Origin of the sequence: Streptomyces sp. NBC_00289 (genome assembly GCF_041435115.1) — a bacterium.
GTDB lineage: Bacteria > Actinomycetota > Actinomycetes > Streptomycetales > Streptomycetaceae > Streptomyces.
On sequence record NZ_CP108046.1, the window covers coordinates 8,105,120 to 8,127,144 of the forward strand.

Below are 22,025 nucleotides of genomic sequence, written 5' to 3' on the forward strand. Positions count from 1 at the left end.
GGAACGGCCGCCGCCAGGCACAACCATGGGCCCAGTCCCTCAGTCCCACGGCTGACCAGCCAACCCGAAGGGGCGCGGGGAACGGCGCGACAAGCCACAACGCACCCGCAGCCAGAGAACGGCCGCCGCCAGGCACACCACGAGGCCACGGCTGCGGTCAGCCCAACGGCCGACCAGCCAACCGATGGGGGCGCGGGGAACGGCGCGACCAGCCACAACGCACCCGCAGCCAGGGAACGGCCGCCGCCAGGCACAACCATGGGGTCAGGCTTTCAATCCCACGGCTGACCAGCCGACCTGAAGGGACGCGGGGAACGGCGCGACCAGCCACACCGCACCCGCAGCCGCAGAACGGCCGCCGGCGGCGTTACGCCGCCTTCGCCTTGGTCGCGTAGATGTCCACGTACTCCTGCCCGGACAGCCGCATGACCTCCGCCATCACGGAGTCCGTAACCGCCCGCAGCACGTACCGGTCCCGGTCCATCCCCTCGTACCGGGAGAACTCCATCGCCTCACCGAACCGAACGGTGACCCGTCCAGGACGCGGCATCCCCGCACCCCCCGGCTGCAACTTGTCCGTACCGATCATCGCGAAGGGAACGACCGGCGCACCGGTCATCAGCGTGAGCCGGGCGATGCCGGTGCGGCCCCGGTACAGACGGCCGTCGGGCGAACGCGTGCCCTCGGGGTAGATGCCGAACACCCGGCCCTCCTCGAGGATCCGCCGGCCGGTCATCAGCGCGGCCACACCGCCCCGGCCGCCGTCGCGGTCCACCGGGATCATGCCGACGCCGATGAAGAACCAGGCCATGAGCCGTCCCTTGAGGCTCTTGCCGGTGACGTACTCGTCCTTGCCGATGAAGAAGACCTGCCGGTCGCACACCAGCGGAAGAATCATCGAGTCGATGAACGTGAGGTGGTTGCCGGCCAGGATGACCGGACCGTCGCCCGGGATGTGCTCCACGCCTTCCACCCGGGGGCGGAACATCAGGCGCATGATCGGTCCGAGCACTGCCTTGATGAGCGCGAAGCGGGACAACGGGTCCTCCGGTGTCAAGGGATTCTGTATGAGTCTGTGCAGGTGAGGACATTACTCGCGGTCCGGGGGGTCTTGCACATCGGGTTCACCCAGGTCTTACGCACTGTTGACGCGGGTTTACCTGCGGTGCCACGCCGTCGCGCGCCGGTAACCCGTCCGGAACGGTGTGACACAGGTCGCGATTCTCCCCGTCGGCAGACGCGTACCCCGCACCGCCGCGCCGATGCCGACGTGTCGTCAGACGTCCGTTCCCAGGTGACATCACGAGTCACCCGCGTGTTCCGTCGGAGGTCTCCCGCCGGTCATGGACCCGCACCTACCATCGGCCCGCACTGACGAGTCGACGGCAGGAGCCGGCCATGGGAACGCAGCAGTCGCAGGAACCGCAGGAGTCGCAGGAACAGTCCCGCGGGACCGGACGCCGGGCACTCCTCGGCGCGGCGGTGCTCGGCGCGGGCGGAACGGTCCTCGGACTGTCCGGCACGGCGAGAGCGGCCGAGGCCAGGCCCGGCGGCGGGGGACTGAAGAGCCTGCCGGTGCCGACGATCATCGGCCACCGCGGCGCCAGCGGCTACCGGCCGGAGCACACCTTCGGCTCGTACCAGCTCGCCCTGGACCTGGGCGCCGACATCGTCGAGGCCGGTGACCTGGTGCCCACCAGGGACGGCCACCTGGTGTGCCGTCACGAGCCGGAGATCGGCGGCACCACGAACGTCGCGGACCATCCGGAGTTCGCCGGCCGCCGGACCACCAAGGTCCTCGACGGTGTCTCCACCACCGGCTGGTTCACCGAGGACTTCACCCTCGCGGAGCTGAAGACCCTGCGCGCCGTCGAGCGGATCCCGGCCAACCGTCCGCACAACACCCTCTACGACGGCCGCTGGGAGATCCCCACCTTCGAGGAGGTGCTGCGCTGGCAGGACGAGCAGACCCGCAAGCGGGGCAGGCAGGTCTGGATCTACCCCGAGACCAAGCACCCCACCTACTTCCGCAAGCTGGGCCTGGGCCTGGAGGAGCGGGTCGCCAAACTGCTGCGCAAGTACGGCAAGGACCGGCGGAACTCGCCGGTGGTCCTCCAGTCCTTCGAGCCGACCGGCATCCAGCGGCTGAACGAGCTCGTCGACAACCCCCTGGTCGTCCTGCTCTCCACCGCGAGCAGCCGCCCCTGGGACTTCGTCGAGACGGGCGACCCCCGCACGGTCGCCGACCTGATCACCCCGAAGGGCCTCAGGGAGATCGCCGGCTACGCGCAGGGCATCGGCCCGACGCTGGACCTGGTCATCCCGAAGGACGCGAACGGCAACCTCACCACGCCGACCACCCTCGTCGCCGACGCGCACAAGCGGGGACTGATCCTGCACCCGTACACCATGCGCAACGAGAACCCCTTCCTGCCCGCGGAGTTCCGCAAGGGCACGGACCCGGACGGCTACGGCGACGTCTTCGGCGCCTTCAAGGCGTACTTCGCGACCGGCATCGACGGCGTCTTCACCGACAACGCCGACACCGGTCTGCTGGCCCGCGAGGACTTCGTCAACGGCTGAGCGCCTGGACCCGGTTGGGGTGACAGTCGGCCGTCCGGGCAACCCGTGGCCCGGATGGTGGCGTCGTGCCGCATATGACGCACGACCTGGTTTCCACCCTGCGCCCCCTGCTCAGCGCCGAGGCCTCCGCCGAGGCATATGCCTCCGGAACCGATCCTGGCGACCTCGAACAGGCGGTCTGGCTCCGCCTGCTGGAGCGCCTCGACTCCGACGGTCCGCCCGTCGACCCGCAGGGCTGGCTGCGCCGGACCGTCCGGTCCGAGGTGCGCCGCAGCCGCCGTACCACCCGACTCGAACGCCCCTACGAGACCGAGCCCACCGACCACGGCGCTCCCGGTCCCGAGCAGCTGGCCCTCGCCGCCGCCCGCCGCCGCACCCTCCGGGACGCCGTGCGCCGGCTGCCGGGTCGCTGTCCCCGTCTGATGGAGGCCCTGCTCTCGCCGAAGGACCTCACGTACCGCGAGATCGCGGGTGAGTTGGGTATGTCACAGGGCAGTCTTGGCCCGGAACGTTCCAGATGCCTGGGATGTCTGCGTCGTTTGCTCACGCCGGAGGTTGCGGCCCGCGGAGGGCGGGGATAGAGGTGAGGACAACAGGCGATCAGGTGAGCGGGAGGCGTGCGCACATGGGCATGAGCGTGACCATCTCGGCGGCGACCGAGCAGGATGTGGAGCAGATCTTCAGGCTGCAGTACCTGTGCTTCCAGAGCGAGGCGGCGCTGTACGGCAACTACCGCATCGACCCGCTCCTCCAGACGCTGGACTCGGTCCGCGCGGAGGTGACCGGGGACTGCGTCTTCGTCGCGCGGCTGGGTGACGAGGTGGTGGGCTCCGTGCGCGGCAGCGTCACCGAGGACGGCGCGGCCGCCATCGGCAAACTCTGCGTGCACCCCCGCCTTCAGGGGCACGGCATCGGCGCGCGCCTTCTCCGGGCGGCGGAGTCGGCTCTCGCGGAGGAGCGCGGTGCCACCAGGTTCCGCCTGCACACCGGCCACCGCAGCGAGGGCAACCTCCGTCTGTACCGCCGGGTCGGTTACCAGACGGTGGGCACGTCCAAGGGTGCCGACGGCGTCCCGATGATCGTCCTGGAGAAGCCGGCGGGGACGTACGCGGCTACGGCCTGAGGTTGCTCACGAGGCGTCCGGCTGCTGCTGGGTGCGGGCCCTGCGAAGCCAGTACAGGGCCGACAACGGCAGCAGCACCGGGATGAAGACGTACTCCATCCCGAAGTCCGTCCACACGGTCGAGTCCGGGAACGCGGACGGCTCGACCAGCGTCCATGTGCCCACGGCCAGCACACCGAGCAACTCGGCGGCGCAGCACACCACGGCCGCCCTGCGGGCCGTCTCACCGCCCCGCACCAGCGAGTAGGTGATGAAGCCGTAGACGAGGCCCGCCACCGCGGACAGCGAGTAGGCGAGCGGGGCGTGGTCGAAGTGGGTCGAGATCTGCACCGCCGACCGCGACACGGCACCGACGACCATCACGCCGTACAGCCACACCAGCAGCATCCCGGGCCCGCTGATCAGCCGTGTCCTCGCGGGCTTCACCGGCTTCTCCTCCGTGGCGGTCATCTCAGTTTCCCCAGATGTCATAGAGCCGCACCTCCAGAACGGCGAGCACCACACCGCCGGCGGCGGCCGTCACCGAGCCCCAGCGGGTGCGCTCCGCCAAGGACATGAACGCCACCGCCGGAACGCACGCGACCGCCCCCAGCAGATACGCCACGAAGATCGTCGTGCCCTGCTCCGGCTTCTCGCCCCGCGCCAGCTGCACGATCCCGATCACCAGCTGGACCACGGCCAGCAACGAGACCACGCCCATCCCGATGAAGTGCCAGTCCTTCGTCGGCTGGTCACGGTAGGCGGCCCAGCCGCACCAGGCGGCGAGCAGAAGGGCGGCGACGCCGGTCACGAGCGTCAGGGCGGCAAGCATGCGGCGACCCTATTACGGGCCAAAAGGCCCGACGCCGCCGACCCCGGGACGCACCGTAGGGTCGAGGGCATGAAGATCCGCGCTGAAGCCCTCCTGTTCGACAACGACGGCACCCTTGTCTCCTCCCTCGCCTCCGTGGACCGCTGCTGGACGCAGTGGGCCGGGGAGTACGGCATCACCGCCGAGGAGTTCGGGCGCGTCGAACTGCACGGGCGGACGGCCGCGGAGATAGCCGCCGACCTGCTGCCCGCCGAGATCGTGCCGGCGGCCGTCGCGCGGATCGAGCAGCTCGAGGTGGACGACGTACCCAACGGGGGAGTGCACCTGCTCCCCGGCACCAGGGACTTCCTCGACTCGCTGCCCGCCGACCGGTGGGCCGTCGTCACCTCCGCCACCCGCAGGCTCGCCGAGGCCAGACTCGACGCCGTCGGCATCCTGCCCAAGACCCTGATCGCCGCCGACGACGTCACACGCGGCAAGCCGGACCCCGAGCCCTACCTGCTCGCCGCCCGCCGACTGGGAGTCGACCCGGCCCGCTGTGTCGTCTTCGAGGACGCTCCGGCCGGACTTCAGGCGGGCCGCGCGGCCGGAATGACCACCGTGGCGTTGGCCACTACCCACCAGGCCCACGAACTGCTCGCGGACCTGGTGGTGGCGGACCTGTCGGCCCTGTCCGCACTGGTCACCGGCGCCGGAGTGGAGGTCTCCGTCCGCGCCTGACACGCGTCCGCCGCTGTCCAGTATGCGGACAGCGGAAGCATGTAAGGACCGTACGTCTGGTTTACTGATCGCATGACCACCACGAGCTGCCGCACCCTTGCGACCGAGGCGACCCTGACGCCCGGTGCTCGTTGTATGTGTCGAATGCGCGCCTTCTAGAGGGCCCCTGCACCACCTCGAGCCTCGCGCCCCGAAGCGAGACGCCGTGGCATGTCCGTGCGCCGAACGCCGTACGTGACCGAGCCGCCCCCACCGCCCGAACGGCGTGGGACCCCACGCGCACTTGTTCTCCTCTCCCTCCTTTTTCCCGCAGCGCCACCGGACGAGAACCGTGCCGCGTTCCAACCGAATGCACGCACCGTGCTCCGGGCACAGCCATGCCCGCGCACTCGACAGTGACGGAAACCCCAGTGATCACCACCTCGGGCCTGACCAAGGTCTACCGCTCCCGCGGCCGTGAGGTCACCGCCCTCGACGGCGTCGATCTGCACGTCCGCGAAGGCGAGGTGTACGGCGTCATCGGCCAGTCCGGCGCCGGCAAGTCCTCGCTCATCCGCTGCGTCAACCTGCTGGAACGGCCCACCTCAGGGACGGTGACCGTCGCCGGACAGGACCTCACCGCCCTCGCCGGACGCGGGCCGCGGGCCGGCCGGGAACTCCGCCGGGCGCGCAGCCGTATCGGCATGGTCTTCCAGCACTTCAACCTGCTGTCCTCCCGCACGGTCCAGGACAACGTCGAGCTGCCCCTCGAGATCCTCGGCAGGTCGGGCGGGGAACGCTCCCGCAAGGCACTCGAACTGCTCGAACTGGTCGGCCTCGCCGACAAGGCGAAGGCCTACCCCGCCCAGCTCTCCGGCGGCCAGAAGCAGCGCGTGGGCATTGCCCGCGCGCTGGCCGGCGACCCCAAGGTGCTCCTGTCCGACGAGGCCACCAGCGCCCTCGACCCGGAGACCACCCGCTCGATCCTCCAGCTGCTGCGCGACCTGAACCGGCAACTGGGCCTGACCGTCCTGCTCATCACCCACGAGATGGGCGTCGTCAAGAGCATCTGCGACTCCGCCGCCCTCATGGACAACGGACGCATCGTCGAGTCCGGCACGGTCAGCGAACTGCTCGCGACCCCGGGTTCGGAGCTCGCCGGCGCGCTGTTCCCGGTGGGCGGGGAGGCCACCGGCGACGACCGGACCGTCGTCGACGTCACCTTCCAGGGCGAGGCCGCGACCCAGCCCGTCATCTCGCAGCTCTCGCGCACGTACAACATCGACATCTCGATCCTCGGCGCCGCGATCGACACCGTCGGCGGCCTCCAGGTCGGCCGGATGCGCATCGAACTGCCCGGCCACTACGAGGACAACGTCGTGCCGATCGGCTTCCTGCGCGAACGGGGCCTGCAGATCGACGTGGTGGGCCAGGAGGCCGTGCTGGTGAAGGAAGGTGCCAAGTGACCTGGTCCGAGATGCAGCCCCTGCTGTCCCAGGCGTGTTGGGACACGCTCTACATGGTGGGCTGGTCCACGCTCATCGCCGTCGTCGGCGGCCTTCCGCTCGGCGTCCTGCTCGTCCTCACCGACCGGGGCGGCCTGCTGCAGAACGTGGCCGCCAACAAGGTCATCGGGCAGATCGTGAACATCGCCCGCTCGATGCCGTTCATCATCCTGATGGTCGCGCTGATGAACTTCACGCGCTCGATCACCGGGACGACCATCGGCCGTGAGGCGGCCATCGTGCCGCTCGCCATCGGGGCGATCCCGTTCTTCGCGCGCCTCGTCGAGACGGCTGTCCGAGAGGTGGACGGCGGACTGGTCGAGGCCGTGCAGGCGATGGGCGGCAACACCTGGACCACCGTCCGCAAGGTGCTCGTACCGGAGTCGCTGCCCTCGCTGATCTCCAGCACCACGACCACGATCGTCGCGCTCATCGGCTACTCGGCCATGGCCGGCACGGTCGGCGCCGGCGGTCTCGGCGACATCGCCATCCGCTACGGATACCAGCGCTTCGAGACCGACCTCATGTGGATCACCGTGGCCATCCTCGCCGTGGTCATCTCCCTCATCCAGTTCGCCGGCGACTTCGCGGCCCGCTCCCTGCACCGGCGCGGCGGCCACTCCGGCCCCGCGCCCAGGCTCCGCCTGCTGAAGGCGAAGGAACCCGCGGCCGCGGACGTCAGCAAGGCCGTCTGAGCCGGCCACTCCACCAGACGCCACTCCACCAGACTCCCCGCCCACCCCACGCGGGGCCGCTGCACCCATCAGGAAAGGCACTTTTCGTGCGTAACACCGCCAAGATCACCACCGCTGTCCTCGCCGCCGGAACCCTCACCCTCGGGCTCACCGCCTGCGGCTCGGACAGCAGCTCCACCGCCTCCTCCGACACCAGCGGCCCGCTGGTCGTCGCCGCGAGCCCCACCCCGCACGCGGAGATCCTCACCTACGTCAAGGACAACCTGGCGAAGAAGGCGGGACTCGACCTGGAGGTCAAGGAGTTCCAGGACTACATCGTCCCGAACACGGCGACCGAGGACGGCTCGGTGGACGCCAACTACTTCCAGAACCAGCCGTACCTGGACGACTTCAACCAGAAGCGCGGCACCCACATCGTGCCCGTCGTCACGGTGCACCTGGAGCCCCTCGGCCTCTACTCGCACAAGGTGAAGAGCGCCGACGCCCTGAAGAGCGGCGCGACCGTCGCGGTTCCCAACGACGCCGTCAACGAGGCACGCGCCCTCAAGCTGCTCGCCGCCAACAAGCTGATCACCCTCAAGGACGGCGCCGGCAGCGCGGCGACCCCGCAGGACATCGCCACGAACCCGAAGAACCTCAAGTTCAAGGAGGTCGAGGCGCCCCAGACCGCGCGCTCCCTGGACGACGTGGACGCCGCGGTCGTCAACGGCAACTTCGCCATCTCCGCCGGACTCAAGCCCGCCACGGACGCCCTCGTCCTGGAGTCCGCGAAGAACAGCCCGTACGGCAACTTCCTCGCGGTCAAGGAGGGCAACGAGAAGGACCCGCGGGTCGTGAAGCTCGCCAAGCTCCTCACCTCGCCCCAGGTGAAGAAGTTCATCGAGGACAAGTACAAGGGCTCGGTCATCGCTTCCTTCTGATCAGGAAACGGTCCCGGACCGGTTCCCGCGTCGCGTATACGGCGTATCACCACGCACGGGGTCCACTCCCTCACCCGGAGTGGGCCCGCAGTGCGGTTCAGTGCTTTCATGCTGCATGCTGGGCAGTTCAGCAGGCCCTGAAGGTTTTCCGAAGGTTACGGAGCGGCGCATGACTAGCACCTTCCCCAACATCTCCATCAGCACGGAGCGGTTGGTGCTGCGGCCCCTCGACGAGGACGACGTGCCCGCCCTGACCGAGATGATGAACGACGAGCAGGTCGCGGCCTGGACCGACGTCCCCCAGCCGTTCACCGAGGACGCCGCCCGCGCCTGGATCAGCGAGTACGCGCCCACCGAACGGGCCGCGGGCCGCGGCCTCGACCTCGCCGTCACCGAGTTCCTCACCCAGCGCCTGGTCGGCGTCATCCAGCTCGGCAAGACCAACTGGCACATCAGGTCCACCGAACTGTCGTACGTCATCGCCCCCTGGGCCCGCGGCGAGGGCTACGCCTCGGAGGCGGCCCTGGTCACCGCCCAGTGGCTGCTCGGCGACCAGAAGCTCGAGCGCGTCGAACTGCGCACGGCGGCGGACAACACCGCCTCCCAGCAGGTCGCGCAGAAGATCGGCTGTATCAGCGAGGGCGTCCTGCGCAACGCCTGCATAGCGCACGTCCGCACCGAGGACGGCACCTGGACCGACGTCCGCACCGACTTCATCGTGTGGAGCCTGCTGCCGGAGGACCTCGACGGCGCGGGGGAGCAGCTCGCCGACACCGGCGGTTTCACGTCGTATTCGGACTGGAACTGACCCCCAGGGGGGCCGCGGCCCCGGCCGGCGCCACCCGATACGCTCACGGAGCCGAATCCACGGCCCCTGACACCGCGCGCACATCCCCTGGAGACTGACGAAGATGGCCGATCGGGTCACGGTGATCGGCTGGGACGGTTCGCCGCTGACCGCCGCGGCCCGCTCCGCCCTCGGCGCCGCCACACTGGTGGCCGGTGCCGCCCACCATCTGGCGCTTCCCGAGGTGTCTCCCGCCGCCGAGCGCGTCCGCCTCGGCAGTGTCACCCTCGCCGCCCGCCGCATAGCCGCCCACCGCGGCACCGCCGTCGTGTTCGCCGACGGCGACCCCGGCTTCTTCGGCGTCGTACGGACCCTGCGCGCACCCGAGTTCGGCCTCGAGGTCGAAGTCGTCCCCGCCGTCTCCTCCGTGGCCGCCGCCTTCGCACGGGCCGGCATGCCCTGGGACGACGCACAGGTGGTGGTCGCACACCGGCGCACCCTGCGACGCGCGGTGAATGTGTGCCGGGCCCACACCAAAGTCGCCGTCCTCACCTCACCGGGCGCAGGACCCGCCGAACTCGGCCTGCTCCTGGAAGGCGTCCACCGCACCTTCGTCATCTGCGAGGAGCTCGGCACCGAACGCGAGCAGGTCACGGTCGTGACCTCCGACAAGGCCGCCGACCACATCTGGCGCGACCCGAACGTCGTGATCGTCATCGGCGGCCCGGTGGGACCGCCGGCGGACGCGGGCGGCTGGATCGCCGGTCGCGACCCGGGCGCCGGCCCGCGCGGCTGGGCGCTGCCCGCCGAGGAGTACGACGGAGAGCTCGGCGAGGGCGAGACGGAGCTGCTCCGCGCGGCCCAACTCGCCCGCCTCGGGCCGCGCGTCGGCGACCTGGTGTGGGACATCGGCTGCGGCAGCGGCGCCTTCGCCGTCGAGGCCGCGCGTGCCGGTGCCGCCGTCATCGCCGTGGACCGGGACCTGGAGGCCTGCGCCCGTACCGACGCCGCGGCGCGTCGCTTCGGGGTGCAGCTGCACATCGTGCACGGCGGCGCCCCGCACGTGCTGGAGAACCTCCCCGAGCCGGACGTCGTACGCGTCGGCGGCGGGGGAGCGGCCGTGGTCTCCGCGGTCGCCGACCGCCGTCCGCAGCGCATCGTCGCGCACGCCGCCACCCGTGACGCGGCCGAACTCGTCGGCCGGGACCTCACCGAGCACGGCTACCGCGTCGAGTGCGCCCTCCTCCAGTCCGTCGAACTCGACACGCGGGCCTGGACGGAGACGGAGCGCAGCGTCGCGTTCCTGCTCAGCGGCCTGTTGCCGAACCGCGCGCAATGACCCTGTTCGCGTCCCCGTGATCCTGTTGTCGTACTGCGCGCGGTAGGCTGGCCGATCGTTGTACCGCTCTCGGACGCCCGGCGGTTCGTCGGTCAATGTCCGGAAAACGCGCCCCTTTTGGGGTGGGTGTGGTACGGCAGAACCGGAGGACGCGCAACGTGGCGCAGTCCACAGCGGACCGTCACGGATCGACCTGTCGTGACGGAGCAACGGCCGCGACAATGCCAGTTGATGGCTTTGTCGTCTTTGTCGTCAGGCCGTTCGTGCCGCTGGGCACGCACGCTCGTTCTTCACTGCGGGGCGGTCGGTGCGCCGTTCCGGGTGAGCTGGACGTAGGAGCACTAACCGATGGGCGAGGGGTACGCATGACGGACACCGGCCAGGTCCCGGGCGAGGGACTGCCGGAGAGCGCGGGCATGGTGGAAGAGCCGGGCGTTCCTGCGCACGGCGCGTACACCTACCTCTCCGAGACCACCGCCGAGGACGAAGACCTGTTGCTGTTGCCGGGCGCCCAGGGCGCCTGGGGCAACGAGGTCGCCCCGCCCGCGCCCGAGCCCGTCGTCGAGACGGTGCACGAGCCGGGACCGCACGAGATGTCCGGCCGGGACAGCGGCTCGGTCGACCTCGGCGGCGTACGCCTGCCCACTCCGGCCCCCGCGCCGCAGTCGGCACCGGTCCCGCCGCGCCGTCCGCTCCACCTCGGCCCGCCGATTCCCGACGCCTCCGCGAGCCCCGTCCGCTCCCTCGCCGACCGAGGCCCCGCGGGCGTGCCGGTACGGCAGTCCGGCCCGCCGACGATCGGCCCCGAGTACCTCGACGTCCCGCATCTGCGGGACATGCCGCCGCAGGGCGCGGCGCCCTGGGGTGCCCAGGCGCAGGCCACGGGCTTCGAGCCGGTGGGCGCGGCCCAGGCCGTCGTGGCCCAGGTCGCGGCCGAGGCCGACGCCGTGAGCGACCCGGCCGTCGCCCAGGCCGAAGCGGTGAGCGACCCGGCCACCGCCGAGGCGGTCGACGGGACCGGTCCGCACCCCGCGGAGACCGAGCCGGTCGCGCAGGGTCCCCAGGAGGGGTCCGGCGCATTCGGCGCGTACGACGGGCAGGTTCCGGCGAGCCAGGAGCCCTGGCCGGCCGAGGACCTCTCCACCAGCCAGGGCGTGCCGACGGGCCCCGAGGACGCGCAGGCCCCCGTGGCCGGACAGGAGCTCCCGGCGAGCGACGCCGCACCTGACGCCGGCCATCACGCGGTACCCGCCGCGGCGACCGAGCTCGCCCCGGACGCCGTGCTCACGCCGGAGGCCGGGCACGTTCCTGGAGCCGACGCCGTCGTGGAGACCCAGGAGGGCCCTGGCCCCGAGGTCCCTGAAGCTCTCGAAGGCTCCAACGGTGTCTCCGCCTCCGAAACGGAGGGGAGCGCCCTCACCGCGTCCGCCCCCGACCTCGTCCCGGCGCCGGAAGCAGCGCTTCCGCCGACCGGCGTCCCGCAGGACGCCGAGGCGGCGCAGGCCGCACAGGACGTCCCCGTCCCCGACGACGCGCACTTCGCCGCCGCGGAGGCGGCACCCGCGCTCGCGCCCACCACACCACCTGCCGTGCCTGCCGGGGAGACGGTGGACGTGCCCGGTGACGGGTTCCCCGAAGCCGCCTACTCCCCGGAAGCCGCCGAACCGGCGGACGACTCGGTGACTCTCGACGCGGACGCCCCCGCCGAGGCGATCCCCGAGGAGATCCCCGAGCCGACCCCCCTGCACGCGGAACCCGAGCACACGGCACCGTCCCACGAGACGGTCACGGAGGCGGAGCCGGTCCTCGCGGCCGTCCCCGCCGCTGTCGCCGACGCACAGCACGCCGCGAGCGCCCAGCCGGAACAGGGCCCCCAACTCGTCGCGGCGGCCCACCCGGTGCAGGGCCATCACCCCGGCCCGGACGCCACCCCGCAGGCCGTGCACGCCGAGGCTCCGCCCGCCGCGACCGGCCCCGCCCTCACCTTCATCGCCCCGCAGACCCACGCGGCCGAGGCCCCCGCGCCGCCCCTGCCTCCGGAGGCACTCGTCACCCCGGGCGCCGCCCCCCGATTCACGGAGCCGGCTCCGCAGGCCGAGGCACTCCAGCCGCCGGTCCAGCTCGCGTACACCGCACTCCCGCACGAAAACCAGGACCAGGACGTGGACCAGGACGTGGACCAGGAGCTGGTTGAGGTCGAGAACGCCGTCGCCGCGCCGCAGGACCGGGCCGCTCCCGAAGCCCCGGACACCCTCGCGCCCGCAGCGCCGTCCCACACCCCCGAACACGCGGGCGCACCCGCCGAGTTCGCGGACCCCGTGGTCAGCGTCCCCGAGGAACTGCCCGCGGAAGCGATCGCCCCCGCGGCCGTCGACCCGGGTCCGGGCCACGCCTACGGCGAGAGCGACGCCCCCCTTCCCGCCACCGCCCCCCTCCCGGCCGCCGTCCCCCTGGAGCCCGACCCGAGCGGACCGCTGGGCGAGTTCGTGCCGGTCGAGGGTTCCGTGCCGACCGCACCCCATCTCGCACCGACCCCGCCGCAGCCGCTCGTCCTCCCCGTGGAGGAGGAGCAACCCGTGGCCGCGGTGCCGGCTCCCCGCGAGGCCGACCCCGTCCCCGCGCCGGAGCCGGAGCACGACCCCGAACTCGTACAGCATGCGGACGACCTGGACACCCGGGCCGCCGACCAGGAAGAGAGCACGGCCGCGGTGGAAAACGTACGACAGTCCACAGGTCCGGCCGCGCCCGCCTACGACGACGCCGAGCGCGAGGCCGTGCTCAAGGTCATGCGTGAGCGCCGTGACATCCGCAACGGGTTCCGCGACGACCCGATCCCGCACGAGGTGCTGCTCCGCGTTCTGGAGGCGGCCCACACCGCCCCCTCCGTGGGGCACTCGCAGCCCTGGGACTTCGTCGTCATCCGGTCCGCCGAGACCAGGCGCGGCATGCACGAACTGGCCGTACGCCAGCGTGACGCCTACGCGAAGTCCCTGCCCAAGGGCCGGGCGAAGCAGTTCAAGGAACTGAAGATCGAGGCCATCCTCGACACTCCGGTGAACATCGTCGTCACCGCCGATCCCACCCGCGGCGGCCGTCACACGCTGGGCCGCCACACGCAGCCGCAGATGGCTCCGTACTCCTCCGCGCTCGCCGTCGAGAACCTCTGGCTCGCGGCCCGCGCCGAGGGCCTCGGCGTCGGCTGGGTCAGCTTCTTCGATGAGCGCGAGATGGTCCGCGCCCTCGGCCTGCCCGAGCACCTCGAAGTCGTCGCCTACCTCTGTGTCGGCTACGTCGACGAGTTCCCGGACGAGCCCGAGCTGATGCAGGCCGGCTGGTCCAAGCGCCGGCCGCTGTCCTGGGTCGTCCACGAGGAGACGTACGGCCGGCGCGCCCTGCCCGGCGAGGACCCGCACGACCTGCTCGGCGAGACCGTCGCGCAGATCCGCCCGCTGGACGCCAAGGCGCTCGGCGAGGCGTGGGACCGGCAGAAGCGCATGACGAAGCCGGCCGGCGCGCTCGGCATGCTGGAGATCATCTCCGCGCAGTTGTCCGGACTGTCCCGCCAGTGCCCGCCGCCGATCCCGGAGCCCGCCGCCGTCGCGATCTTCGCCGGCGACCACGGCGTGCACGCCCAGGGCGTCACCCCCTGGCCGCAGGAGGTCACGGCGCAGATGGTGGCCAACTTCCTCGGCGGGGGAGCGGTCTGCAACGCCTTCGCGACCCAGGTGGGCGCCGAGGTCTGCGTCATCGACGTGGGCGTCGCGGCCGACCTCCCGGCCACCCCGGGCCTGCTGCCGCGCAAGATCCGCGCGGGCACGTCCGACATGACCACCGGCCCCGCGATGACCCGCGAGGAGGCCAAGCAGGCCATCGAGGTCGGCATCGAGACGGCCCGCGACCTGGTGGCGGCCGGCAACAAGGCCCTGCTCACGGGTGAGATGGGCATCGCGAACACGACCGCGTCCGCGGCCCTGATCTCGGTCTTCACGGACACCGACCCCGCCGAGGTGACGGGACGCGGTACCGGAATCAACGACGAGACCCTCGCCCGCAAGACGGAGGTCGTCCGCCGGGCGATCGAACTCCACCAGCCCGACCCGGCCGACCCCATCGGTGTCCTCGCCGCGATCGGCGGCTTCGAGCACGCGGCGATCGTGGGCCTGCTCCTCGGCGGTGCCTCCCTGCGCACGCCGGTGATCCTGGACGGGGTCAGCGCCGGCGCCGCCGCGCTGGTCGCCCGCGCGATCGCCCCCGAGGTCCTGGCCGCCTGCATCGCGGGCCACCGCAGCGCCGAGCCCGGCCATGTCGCCGCCCTCAACAAGCTGGGCCTGCGCCCGCTGGTCGACCTCGACCTCCGCCTCGGCGAGGGCACGGGCGCGCTGTTGGCGCTGCCGCTGGTGCAGAGCACGGCGCGGGCGATGCACGAGGTGGCGACGTTCGACTCGGCGGGGGTGACCGAGAAGTAGGCGCGGGCGTGGGCGCCAGGGGCTCCGGGGCGACGAACCCGGTGCCCCGTGCGTCAGCGCGCCGCAGTGGCGCACGGCCGCTCGGTGGCCGCCTGCCGCGGGTGGTGGACAGGAGTTCCGCCCGGTGCACGGGGCGGGCCCGACCCGCCCACGCCCCGCGCCCGGCTCGTGCGCACTGCCCAGCCACTGGACCACCTGAGCCGCCGGCGCCCACCGCCCCGTAAAATCCGCACGTCAGGGCCACCGCACTGCCGTAAAGAGGAGCCGTACCCTCATGGCCGAAAACCCCGCCTACCCCGTAGGCCTCCGCCTCACCGGCCGCAGGGTCGTCGTCCTCGGCGGCGGTCAGGTCGCCCAGCGCCGGCTCCCGGCCCTGATCGCGGCAGGCGCCGACGTCCGCCTCGTGTCCCCCGAGGCGACCCCCTCGGTCGAAGCGATGGCGGACGCCGGCGAGATCACCTGGACGAGGCGCGCCTACGCCGACGGCGACCTCGCCGACACCTGGTACGCGCTGATCGCGACCAGCGACCCGGAAGCGAACACACGCGCCTCCGCCGAGGCGGAGGCGCGTCGCGTCTGGTGCGTCCGCTCCGACGACGCCGACGCGGCCACGGCGTGGACCCCGGCCACCGGCCACAGCGAGGGCGTCACGGTCGCGGTCCTCACCACCAGCGCCAAGGGCCGCGACCCCCGCCACACCGCCGCCATCCGGGACGCCGTGGTCGAGGGCCTGCGCGACGGCACCCTCGTCGCCCCCCACCACCGCACCCGCACTCCGGGCGTCGCGCTGGTCGGCGGTGGCCCCGGCGACCCGGACCTGATCACGGTGCGCGGCCGGCGTCTGCTCGCCGAGGCCGACGTCGTCATCGCGGACCGCCTCGGACCCCGCGACCTGCTGGCGGAACTGCCGCCGCACGTCGAGGTGATCGACGCGGCGAAGATCCCGTACGGCCGCTACATGGCCCAGGAGGCCATCAACAACGCCCTGATCGAGCACGCCAGACAGGGCAAGTCGGTCGTACGGCTCAAGGGGGGCGACCCCTTCGTCTTCGGCCGCGGCATGGAGGAGGCCCAGGCGCTCGCCGAGGCCGGCATCCCGTGCACCGTGGTGCCCGGCATCTCGAGTTCGATCTCGGTGCCGGGCGTGGCGGGCATCCCGGTCACCCACCGCGGGGTCGCACACGAGTTCACGGTGGTCAGCGGTCATGTCGCCCCTGACGACGAGCGCTCGTTGGCCGACTGGCCGTCCCTCGCGAAGCTGACCGGCACGCTCGTGATCCTCATGGGCGTCGACAAGATCGGCAAGATCGCCGAGACCCTGGTCGCCCACGGCAAGTCCCCCGAGACCCCGGTCGCCCTGGTCCAGGAGGGCACGACGGCCGCGCAGCGCCGGGTCGACGCCACCCTCGCCACGGTCGCCGAGACGGTACGGACGCAGGAGGTCAGGTCCCCGGCGGTGATCGTCGTGGGTGAGGTCGTGAACGTGGGTGTCGGGAGCCTGGTGCGCCCGGCCGAGTAACCCCGGGTAACACAACCTGCTCCCAGCCGTTGGCACCGCACCGAGGACAAGGCAGTATCACCCTGTGGCCGATCTCATCACCGTTGAGGACCCCGACGACCCGCGCCTGCGCGACTACACGGGCCTGACCGACGTCGAGTTGCGCCGCAAGCGCGAACCCGCCGAGGGCCTGTTCATCGCCGAGGGTGAGAAGGTCATCCGCCGGGCCAAGGACGCCGGCTACGAGATGCGTTCGATGCTGCTGTCCGCCAAGTGGGTCGACGTCATGCGCGACGTCATCGACGAACTGCCCGCCCCGGTGTACGCCGTCGGCCCGGAACTCGCCGAGCGGGTCACCGGCTACCACGTGCACCGTGGCGCCCTCGCCTCCATGCAGCGCAAACCGCTCCCGACGGCCGCCGAACTCCTCCAGACGGCCCGCCGGGTCGTGATCATGGAGTCGGTCAACGACCACACCAACATCGGCGCGATCTTCCGCTCGGCCGCCGCCCTCGGCATGGACGCGGTCCTGCTCTCCCCGGACTGCGCCGACCCGCTCTACCGCCGCAGCGTCAAGGTCTCGATGGGCGCGGTCTTCTCCGTGCCGTACGCGCGACTGGACACCTGGCCCAAGGGCCTGGAGTCGGTCCGCGAGGCCGGCTTCACCCTGCTCGCCCTCACCCCCGACGAAAAGGCCCGGCCCCTCGACGAGGCCGCCCCGCACACGATGGACCGGGTGGGCCTGATGCTCGGCGCCGAGGGCGACGGCCTCTCCACCCAGGCCCTGGTGGCCGCCGACGAATGGGTCCGCATCCCCATGTCCCACGGCGTCGACTCCCTCAACGTGGGCGCGGCGGCAGCGGTCGCCTTCTACGCGGTGGCCACGGGCGGACCACGGAACTAGCCCCCTGCCTCTCCCGCTCGACGGGCGAAGCCCGGCGCACCCTCTCGCTCCACCGCGCGAAGAACTCGGGTGCGTCCAGTACGAGAGCTCCAGCCGGCCCGCCGAGAGCGGGCACCGGACGCCGCGCCTCGACGGGCAGACGGTGTCCGGCACCGGCGCGCGTCCGTGCCCCGTGTCGTCCGGCGCGGACCCTGGAAGCGGTGCACGCCGACGCGAACCGCCCGAACGTCAGCCGTTCGCCGGATGCCCCTCGGCGATGCCGGGATCGGGCAGTCGTCCGTCCGTCTGCTCCTGCTGCTTCCGTACGACGTCGCCCCCGCCGCCCATCCCGCGTGACGGCCCCTGGCAGCCCTGCGCCGCCGCGATGCCGAGCGCCACGAGCAGGGTCACCACGACGAACACGAACAGCCGTTGGCGCAGCAGCCGCGGATTGGCGGGACGCCGTCCCGTACCGGTGTTCCTGGCCGACGGCCGACCGGTACCGCTGCGCGGCGCGGGCCGACTCCCGCTGCCGGAACGGGTCGTGTTCCGCGAGGCGGGCGTGGGCCGGGTCCCGGACCGGGGCGACGTACCACCGGCACGCGAAGCGCTGCCGCCACGCGAGGGAGCGGGGCCGCGGGACGGGGGCACGGCACCGCGGGCCGACGGAGGAGTCCCCGGACCACCCTGTCCCTGCGAGCGACGCTGCGGTGCCCGGTCCGGATAGGTGTCGGCAAGCCGCCCGGCTGCCCGGTCCGCGTCCCCGGCACGGGGCGCGGGCGGCCGCCCGTCGGCCAGACCCTGGGCCTCGCGGGCCGCGATCTCCTTGAGGCGCAGTGACAGCTGCAGGGTGCTCGGCCGCTCCTCGGGGTCCTTCGCCAGACAGGCCCGGACGAGCGGGGCCAGCGCGTCCGGCACACCGTGCAGCTGCGCCTCCTCGTGCACCACCCGGTACAGCATCACCTCGGAACTGCCGTGCCCGAAGGGTGAGTCCGCCATCGACGAGTACGCCAGGGTCGCCCCGAGCGAGAACACGTCCGTGGCCGGGGTGACGGCGGCGCCGCGCACCTGCTCCGGCGCCAGGAAGCCCGGCGAGCCGACCGCCGTCCCGACGTGCGTGAGCGTCGAGGCGCCCGTCGCCCAGGCGATCCCGAAGTCGATGATCCGCGGACCCTTGGGGGAGAGCAGGATGTTCGAGGGCTTCAGGTCCCGGTGCACGACCCCGGCCTCGTGAACCGCGACCAGTCCCTCCGACAGCGCGGCCCCGATGGCGGCGACCTCGGCCGCCCCCAGCGGACCCTGGTCGGCCACCTTGTCGTGCAGGGACGGCCCGGGTACGTACTGCGTGGCGAACCACGGCCGCTCCGCGTCGAGATCCGCCGCGACCAGCCGTGCCGTGCACCCGCCGCGAATCCGCCGCGCCGCCGAGACCTCACGCGCGAACCGCGACCGGAACTCCTGGTCCTCCGCCAGGTCCGGCCGGATGACCTTCAGCGCGACCCGCTGTCCCTTGCGGTCGGAGCCGAGGTAGACGACGCCCATTCCGCCCGCGCCGAGCCGTCTGTGAAGCCTGAACGAGCCGACGACGCGCGGGTCCTCGCGCCTCAGGCGCATCATCGCCATGTCCATCCCCGCTGCCCGGTCCGTGTGACGTGCCACAGCTTACGTTTCCACGGCCGCCCGCGCGCAGAGGCCGCGCCCTCTCGACCCGATGGATTGTCAGTGCCGGGTGGGAGAATTGAAGAGTGGTCAGGGAGCCCGTGAACAGGCCTGCTTTGGCCGGTCGGTGACCCCAACCACCCGTCGCAGAAGGGGGATTGTGCCCGTGAAGGGTGACCGCGTGGAAATAGTCGTGGACGCTGGAGACACGACGCGCACGTACGAGGTGGTGGCGAGCCGGGCGGGCCGCCGGGTGGAGACGGCGGTACGCCGGGGTGTGGTGGAAGTGAGCGAAGTCACCCGCAACGGCTCTGTGGTGCGTACGGCCCGTTTCATGGCGAACCGGGTCCTCGCGCTGGTCGAGCAGCCGGTGCCGCGGGAGGACAGCTCGGAAACATAGGGGCACACCGGGCAGCCCCTCCGGGAAGACCCTGAGACCTGGGTCCCCGTCTCCACCCAGGGGAGTACTCCGCAGGTCATGGGTCATCCTCCGGGAGGCCCGGCAATCGGTACGAGGGCATGACGTGCGCCGGGCGCCGGACGCCTAGATTTGAGGTCAAGCGGCGGGTGCAGCACTCGTCCCCCGAGGTCAGACACCCGCCGCTGCCAACCACAACGGAGAACGGTCAGGAGAGGGACCATGGCCCTTACGGCACCGCGGACACTGGTTCGCACACAGGGACGCAAGGCGTACAGCACCGCGTTCCGCACCCGCCGTCAGGGCCGCCGCCACCCCTTGGTGGCGACACTCATGGCCCTTCCCCTGGCCGCACTGCTCCTGCTCGTCTTCGACGGCTGGGAGACAGTGGCCACACAGGCGTCGTCCGTGGGCGTGATGCTGGGGCGCTGAGCGGCGACCCCAGGCCCGGAAGAGCGGTCCGGGCGGGGACATCCACCCATGAAACCCCGTGGGGACGGGGGTGCGGCGGACGGCAAAAAATGCCGGCGCAGCTGGGGAGCTGCGCCGGCATTGCCATGCCCGAATCCCCCGGACCACGCCGCCGGCGGCCTGCGCCACGGGGCCAGCCGCGGTTCCGCCCCCACCAGTCACCCAGCTGCGGGCATGCGTGCCGCCTGGGGCGGCACGGGTGGGCGCAGGCGGCGCCTCGCAAGCGCCGAGCCGCGCGACCCACCGGCCTCACCACCAGCGCCGCCCACTCCGCGACGAACCCACCGGGCACCCCCCGCCTCGCATCGGTGCCGCCCACCTCGAGGAGGCCAGCACCCGGCATCAGTGCCGCCCACCTCTCAGAGGCCAGCACCCGGCATCGGTGCCGCCCACCTCGCGGAGGCCGGCACCCGGCATCAGTGCCGCCCACCTCTCAGAGGCCGGCCCCCGGCATCAGTGCCGCCTACTCAACTTGCCGTCCCCTCAACCCCGCACGCCCACCACCACCCGCCCGCAGGGACACCCGACCCCCACCCCCCGTCGAACAATCTGCGTACCCTCGCGAGCAGACCCGCACCCCAGGGAGCCCCGTGACCGCCGACCCCCTGCTCTCCGCGCTCGCCTCCCGAGCCCGAGTCCAGGCCCATGCACGTACGACGGCCTGCCGCTGCGGAGTGAGCGCCACCCTCGCCGACCGCCCCGACGGCACCGTCGTCCGCCACGCCGACACCGTCGCCAAGGCCCACGCCCCGGCCACACCGCTCCCCGAGCTCACCCTCCGCCTCACCGCCGCCGCCCGCCTCCCCGGCATCCTCCTGCCCCCGCTCGGCCCGACGCCGGTCGAGCTGCACGGCCGGCCCGTGACGTTCTGGCCGTACGGCATCCCCGTGGATCCGCAAGATCCGGACGCCGCGCCCTGGGAGGAGGCCGCCACCCTCCTCGCCCGCCTGCACCGCACCCCCGCCCCGGTCGCCGGCCTGCCGCCCATGCGAGGTCCGGCCAAGGCGGCCCGCGCCGTCTCCCGCCTCCGCACGACGGCGGCCGGTCACCCCGCCACCGCTCCCGTCCTGCGCGCCTGGGCCACGCTCCCTGCCTGGGCCCGCGCCGAGACCCCCATGCCGGACACCACCACCCTCTGCCACGGCGACCTCCACCTCGGTCAGCTGGTCCGCCACCCCGCCCCCGACGGCGCCTGGCTGCTCATCGACGTCGACGACCTCGGCCACGGGGTGGCCGCCTGGGATCTGGCCCGCCCGGCGGCCTGGTACGCCTGCGGCCTGCTGCCACCCGACGAGTGGGCCCGTTTCCTGACCGCCTACCGGGCGGCGCGCGGTCCTGCGGTCCCGGCCGACAGCGACCCCTGGCCCGCCCTGGACGTCCCCGCCCGCGCCCTCAGCGTGCAGACCGCGGCCCGGGCCGTAGCCAAGGCCGTCGAAGAGGGCCGCTCCCTGGACGAGGTGGAGGACGCGGTCGTCGACGCGTGTGACCGAATGGGCCGGGTCCCGCCGGAGTTGGCCGACGGCCCCGCGAAGTAGGGTGCAACCGATCGCAGCCGGACAGTGTCTGTCCTGGCGAAACACGAAGCAGGACCTACCGGCGAGGAGTTGAGCCGACCATGCAGTGTCCCAAGTGCCATGCGCCGATGCACACGTACAACCGCAACGGCGTCCAGATCGAGCAGTGCAGCGGCTGCCGCGGCATCTTTCTCGACTACGGCGAGCTGGAGTCGCTGACCCGCCTGGAGTCCCAGTGGTCGCAGCCCGCCCCGCCGCCCCCGGGTGCCCCGCAGGCCTACCCGGCCCCTCAGGCCCCTGCCTGGGGCGCACAGCACGGCGGCGGCCACTACGGCGGTCACGGTCACGGAGGCCACCACCGGCAGAAGAGCTTCGGCCGCATGCTGTTCTCCAGCTGACAGTCGACAGCCGACCGGCACACGACGAATCCCCCGGCCGTGGAGACGGCCGGGGGATTCGGCTGGTGCGCGATACTGGGATTGAACCAGTGACCTCTTCCGTGTCAGGGAAGCGCTCTCCCGCTGAGCTAATCGCGCGGGGGGACTGCAGGTCGTGCGTACTGCGTGCGCGATACTGGGATTGAACCAGTGACCTCTTCCGTGTCAGGGAAGCGCTCTCCCGCTGAGCTAATCGCGCGGGGGTCGAAGCCTTGCG

General features: G+C 72.2%; 20 protein-coding genes and 2 tRNA genes. 16 read left to right on the plus strand and 6 right to left on the minus strand.

Going from position 1 to position 22,025, the window contains the following annotated elements; genetic code table 11:
- Positions 1-367: 367 nt before the first annotated feature.
- Positions 368-1,039 (minus strand): lysophospholipid acyltransferase family protein, encoded by a 672-nt coding sequence (locus OG985_RS36680; protein ID WP_371674594.1) that lies wholly within the window; start codon positions 1,037-1,039, stop codon positions 368-370.
- 359 nt (positions 1,040-1,398) lie between these two features.
- Here OG985_RS36680 and OG985_RS36685 point away from each other — a divergent pair, with 359 nt between their 5' ends.
- From OG985_RS36685 to OG985_RS36695, 3 genes are all read left to right on the plus strand, one after another.
- Complete coding sequence (locus tag OG985_RS36685) at positions 1,399-2,583, plus strand: glycerophosphodiester phosphodiesterase (protein WP_371672684.1); 1,185 nt, start codon at positions 1,399-1,401, stop codon at positions 2,581-2,583.
- A 74-nt stretch (positions 2,584-2,657) separates the two neighbouring features.
- Entirely contained in the window at positions 2,658-3,164 is a 507-nt protein-coding gene (locus OG985_RS36690; RefSeq protein ID WP_371674595.1) for an RNA polymerase sigma factor, read from the plus strand.
- A gap of 44 nt (positions 3,165-3,208) precedes the next feature.
- The gene (locus tag OG985_RS36695; RefSeq protein WP_371672685.1) at positions 3,209-3,706 is read left to right on the plus strand and encodes a GNAT family N-acetyltransferase; all 498 of its coding nucleotides are present in this window, start codon (positions 3,209-3,211) and stop codon (positions 3,704-3,706) included.
- Between the two features lie 6 nt (positions 3,707-3,712).
- On the opposite strand, the gene OG985_RS36700 is transcribed toward OG985_RS36695, so the two are convergent.
- Entirely contained in the window at positions 3,713-4,156 is a 444-nt protein-coding gene (locus OG985_RS36700) for a hypothetical protein (protein WP_371672686.1), read from the minus strand.
- A 1-nt stretch (position 4,157) separates the two neighbouring features.
- A complete protein-coding gene (locus OG985_RS36705; RefSeq protein WP_371672687.1) occupies positions 4,158-4,517 on the minus strand; it encodes a hypothetical protein in 360 nt (119 codons plus the stop codon).
- A gap of 69 nt (positions 4,518-4,586) precedes the next feature.
- On the opposite strand from OG985_RS36705, the gene OG985_RS36710 reads away from it, so the two are divergent.
- The 9 genes from OG985_RS36710 to OG985_RS36750 all read left to right on the plus strand — a co-directional run bounded on the left by OG985_RS36710 (position 4,587) and on the right by OG985_RS36750 (position 17,330).
- Positions 4,587-5,237, plus strand: coding sequence for an HAD family hydrolase (locus OG985_RS36710; RefSeq protein ID WP_371672688.1), 651 nt, complete (start codon positions 4,587-4,589; stop codon positions 5,235-5,237).
- 410 nt (positions 5,238-5,647) lie between these two features.
- Positions 5,648-6,682, plus strand: a complete 1,035-nt coding sequence (locus OG985_RS36715) for a methionine ABC transporter ATP-binding protein (RefSeq protein WP_371672689.1) — start codon at positions 5,648-5,650, stop codon at positions 6,680-6,682.
- Positions 6,679-7,416 carry a methionine ABC transporter permease gene (locus tag OG985_RS36720; protein WP_371672690.1) on the plus strand — a complete coding sequence of 246 codons (738 nt, stop codon included), beginning with the start codon at positions 6,679-6,681 and terminating at the stop codon, positions 7,414-7,416. Before OG985_RS36715 ends, OG985_RS36720 begins: the two co-directional genes overlap by 4 nt.
- 86 nt (positions 7,417-7,502) lie before the next feature.
- On the plus strand, positions 7,503-8,336 hold the full coding sequence (locus OG985_RS36725) for a MetQ/NlpA family ABC transporter substrate-binding protein (RefSeq protein ID WP_371672691.1): 834 nt from the start codon (positions 7,503-7,505) through the stop codon (positions 8,334-8,336).
- Between the two features lie 169 nt (positions 8,337-8,505).
- Positions 8,506-9,144, plus strand: coding sequence for a GNAT family N-acetyltransferase (locus OG985_RS36730; RefSeq protein WP_371672692.1), 639 nt, complete (start codon positions 8,506-8,508; stop codon positions 9,142-9,144).
- 103 nt (positions 9,145-9,247) lie between these two features.
- On the plus strand, positions 9,248-10,462 hold the full coding sequence (gene cbiE, locus OG985_RS36735; RefSeq protein ID WP_371672693.1) for a precorrin-6y C5,15-methyltransferase (decarboxylating) subunit CbiE: 1,215 nt from the start codon (positions 9,248-9,250) through the stop codon (positions 10,460-10,462).
- 365 nt (positions 10,463-10,827) lie between these two features.
- Positions 10,828-14,928, plus strand: coding sequence for a nicotinate-nucleotide--dimethylbenzimidazole phosphoribosyltransferase (cobT, locus tag OG985_RS36740; RefSeq protein WP_371672694.1), 4,101 nt, complete (start codon positions 10,828-10,830; stop codon positions 14,926-14,928).
- A gap of 274 nt (positions 14,929-15,202) precedes the next feature.
- Positions 15,203-16,447 (plus strand): uroporphyrinogen-III C-methyltransferase, encoded by a 1,245-nt coding sequence (gene cobA, locus OG985_RS36745; protein ID WP_371672695.1) that lies wholly within the window; start codon positions 15,203-15,205, stop codon positions 16,445-16,447.
- A gap of 64 nt (positions 16,448-16,511) precedes the next feature.
- The gene (locus OG985_RS36750; RefSeq protein WP_371672696.1) at positions 16,512-17,330 is read left to right on the plus strand and encodes a TrmH family RNA methyltransferase; all 819 of its coding nucleotides are present in this window, start codon (positions 16,512-16,514) and stop codon (positions 17,328-17,330) included.
- A gap of 228 nt (positions 17,331-17,558) precedes the next feature.
- On the opposite strand, the gene OG985_RS36755 is transcribed toward OG985_RS36750, so the two are convergent.
- Positions 17,559-18,938, minus strand: coding sequence for a protein kinase (locus tag OG985_RS36755; RefSeq protein ID WP_371674596.1), 1,380 nt, complete (start codon positions 18,936-18,938; stop codon positions 17,559-17,561).
- 196 nt (positions 18,939-19,134) lie between these two features.
- Between OG985_RS36755 and OG985_RS36760 the strand changes: the two genes are divergently transcribed.
- From OG985_RS36760 to OG985_RS36775, 4 genes are all read left to right on the plus strand, one after another.
- Positions 19,135-19,368 (plus strand): hypothetical protein, encoded by a 234-nt coding sequence (locus OG985_RS36760; RefSeq protein ID WP_371672697.1) that lies wholly within the window; start codon positions 19,135-19,137, stop codon positions 19,366-19,368.
- A gap of 240 nt (positions 19,369-19,608) precedes the next feature.
- A complete protein-coding gene (locus tag OG985_RS36765) occupies positions 19,609-19,818 on the plus strand; it encodes a hypothetical protein (RefSeq protein ID WP_371672698.1) in 210 nt (69 codons plus the stop codon).
- A 629-nt stretch (positions 19,819-20,447) separates the two neighbouring features.
- Complete coding sequence (locus OG985_RS36770) at positions 20,448-21,392, plus strand: phosphotransferase (protein ID WP_371672699.1); 945 nt, start codon at positions 20,448-20,450, stop codon at positions 21,390-21,392.
- An 80-nt stretch (positions 21,393-21,472) separates the two neighbouring features.
- Positions 21,473-21,769 (plus strand): zf-TFIIB domain-containing protein, encoded by a 297-nt coding sequence (locus OG985_RS36775; protein WP_371672700.1) that lies wholly within the window; start codon positions 21,473-21,475, stop codon positions 21,767-21,769.
- Positions 21,770-21,832: 63 nt separating this feature from the next.
- Here OG985_RS36775 and OG985_RS36780 read toward each other — a convergent pair.
- Both OG985_RS36780 and OG985_RS36785 read right to left on the minus strand, forming a co-directional pair.
- A tRNA-Val gene (locus OG985_RS36780) sits at positions 21,833-21,907 on the minus strand.
- A gap of 28 nt (positions 21,908-21,935) precedes the next feature.
- Positions 21,936-22,007 (minus strand) — tRNA-Val (locus tag OG985_RS36785).
- Positions 22,008-22,025 lie beyond the last annotated feature (18 nt).

What these genes read in the sequence shown, in the direction of transcription:
- OG985_RS36705 (WP_371672687.1), bottom strand. Translation starts at nt 4,517, where the DNA reads ATGCTTGCCGCCCTGACGCTCGTGACCGGCGTCGCCGCCCTTCTGCTC.
- OG985_RS36765 (WP_371672698.1), top strand. Translation starts at nt 19,609, where the DNA reads ATGGCCCTTACGGCACCGCGGACACTGGTTCGCACACAGGGACGCAAG.
- OG985_RS36695 (WP_371672685.1), top strand. Translation starts at nt 3,209, where the DNA reads ATGGGCATGAGCGTGACCATCTCGGCGGCGACCGAGCAGGATGTGGAG.
- cobA (WP_371672695.1), top strand. Translation starts at nt 15,203, where the DNA reads ATGGCCGAAAACCCCGCCTACCCCGTAGGCCTCCGCCTCACCGGCCGC.
- OG985_RS36755 (WP_371674596.1), bottom strand. Translation starts at nt 18,938, where the DNA reads ATGGACATGGCGATGATGCGCCTGAGGCGCGAGGACCCGCGCGTCGTC.
- OG985_RS36730 (WP_371672692.1), top strand. Translation starts at nt 8,506, where the DNA reads ATGACTAGCACCTTCCCCAACATCTCCATCAGCACGGAGCGGTTGGTG.
- OG985_RS36775 (WP_371672700.1), top strand. Translation starts at nt 21,473, where the DNA reads ATGCAGTGTCCCAAGTGCCATGCGCCGATGCACACGTACAACCGCAAC.
- OG985_RS36710 (WP_371672688.1), top strand. Translation starts at nt 4,587, where the DNA reads ATGAAGATCCGCGCTGAAGCCCTCCTGTTCGACAACGACGGCACCCTT.
- OG985_RS36700 (WP_371672686.1), bottom strand. Translation starts at nt 4,156, where the DNA reads ATGACCGCCACGGAGGAGAAGCCGGTGAAGCCCGCGAGGACACGGCTG.
- cobT (WP_371672694.1), top strand. Translation starts at nt 10,828, where the DNA reads ATGACGGACACCGGCCAGGTCCCGGGCGAGGGACTGCCGGAGAGCGCG.
- OG985_RS36690 (WP_371674595.1), top strand. Translation starts at nt 2,658, where the DNA reads ATGACGCACGACCTGGTTTCCACCCTGCGCCCCCTGCTCAGCGCCGAG.
- OG985_RS36685 (WP_371672684.1), top strand. Translation starts at nt 1,399, where the DNA reads ATGGGAACGCAGCAGTCGCAGGAACCGCAGGAGTCGCAGGAACAGTCC.
- cbiE (WP_371672693.1), top strand. Translation starts at nt 9,248, where the DNA reads ATGGCCGATCGGGTCACGGTGATCGGCTGGGACGGTTCGCCGCTGACC.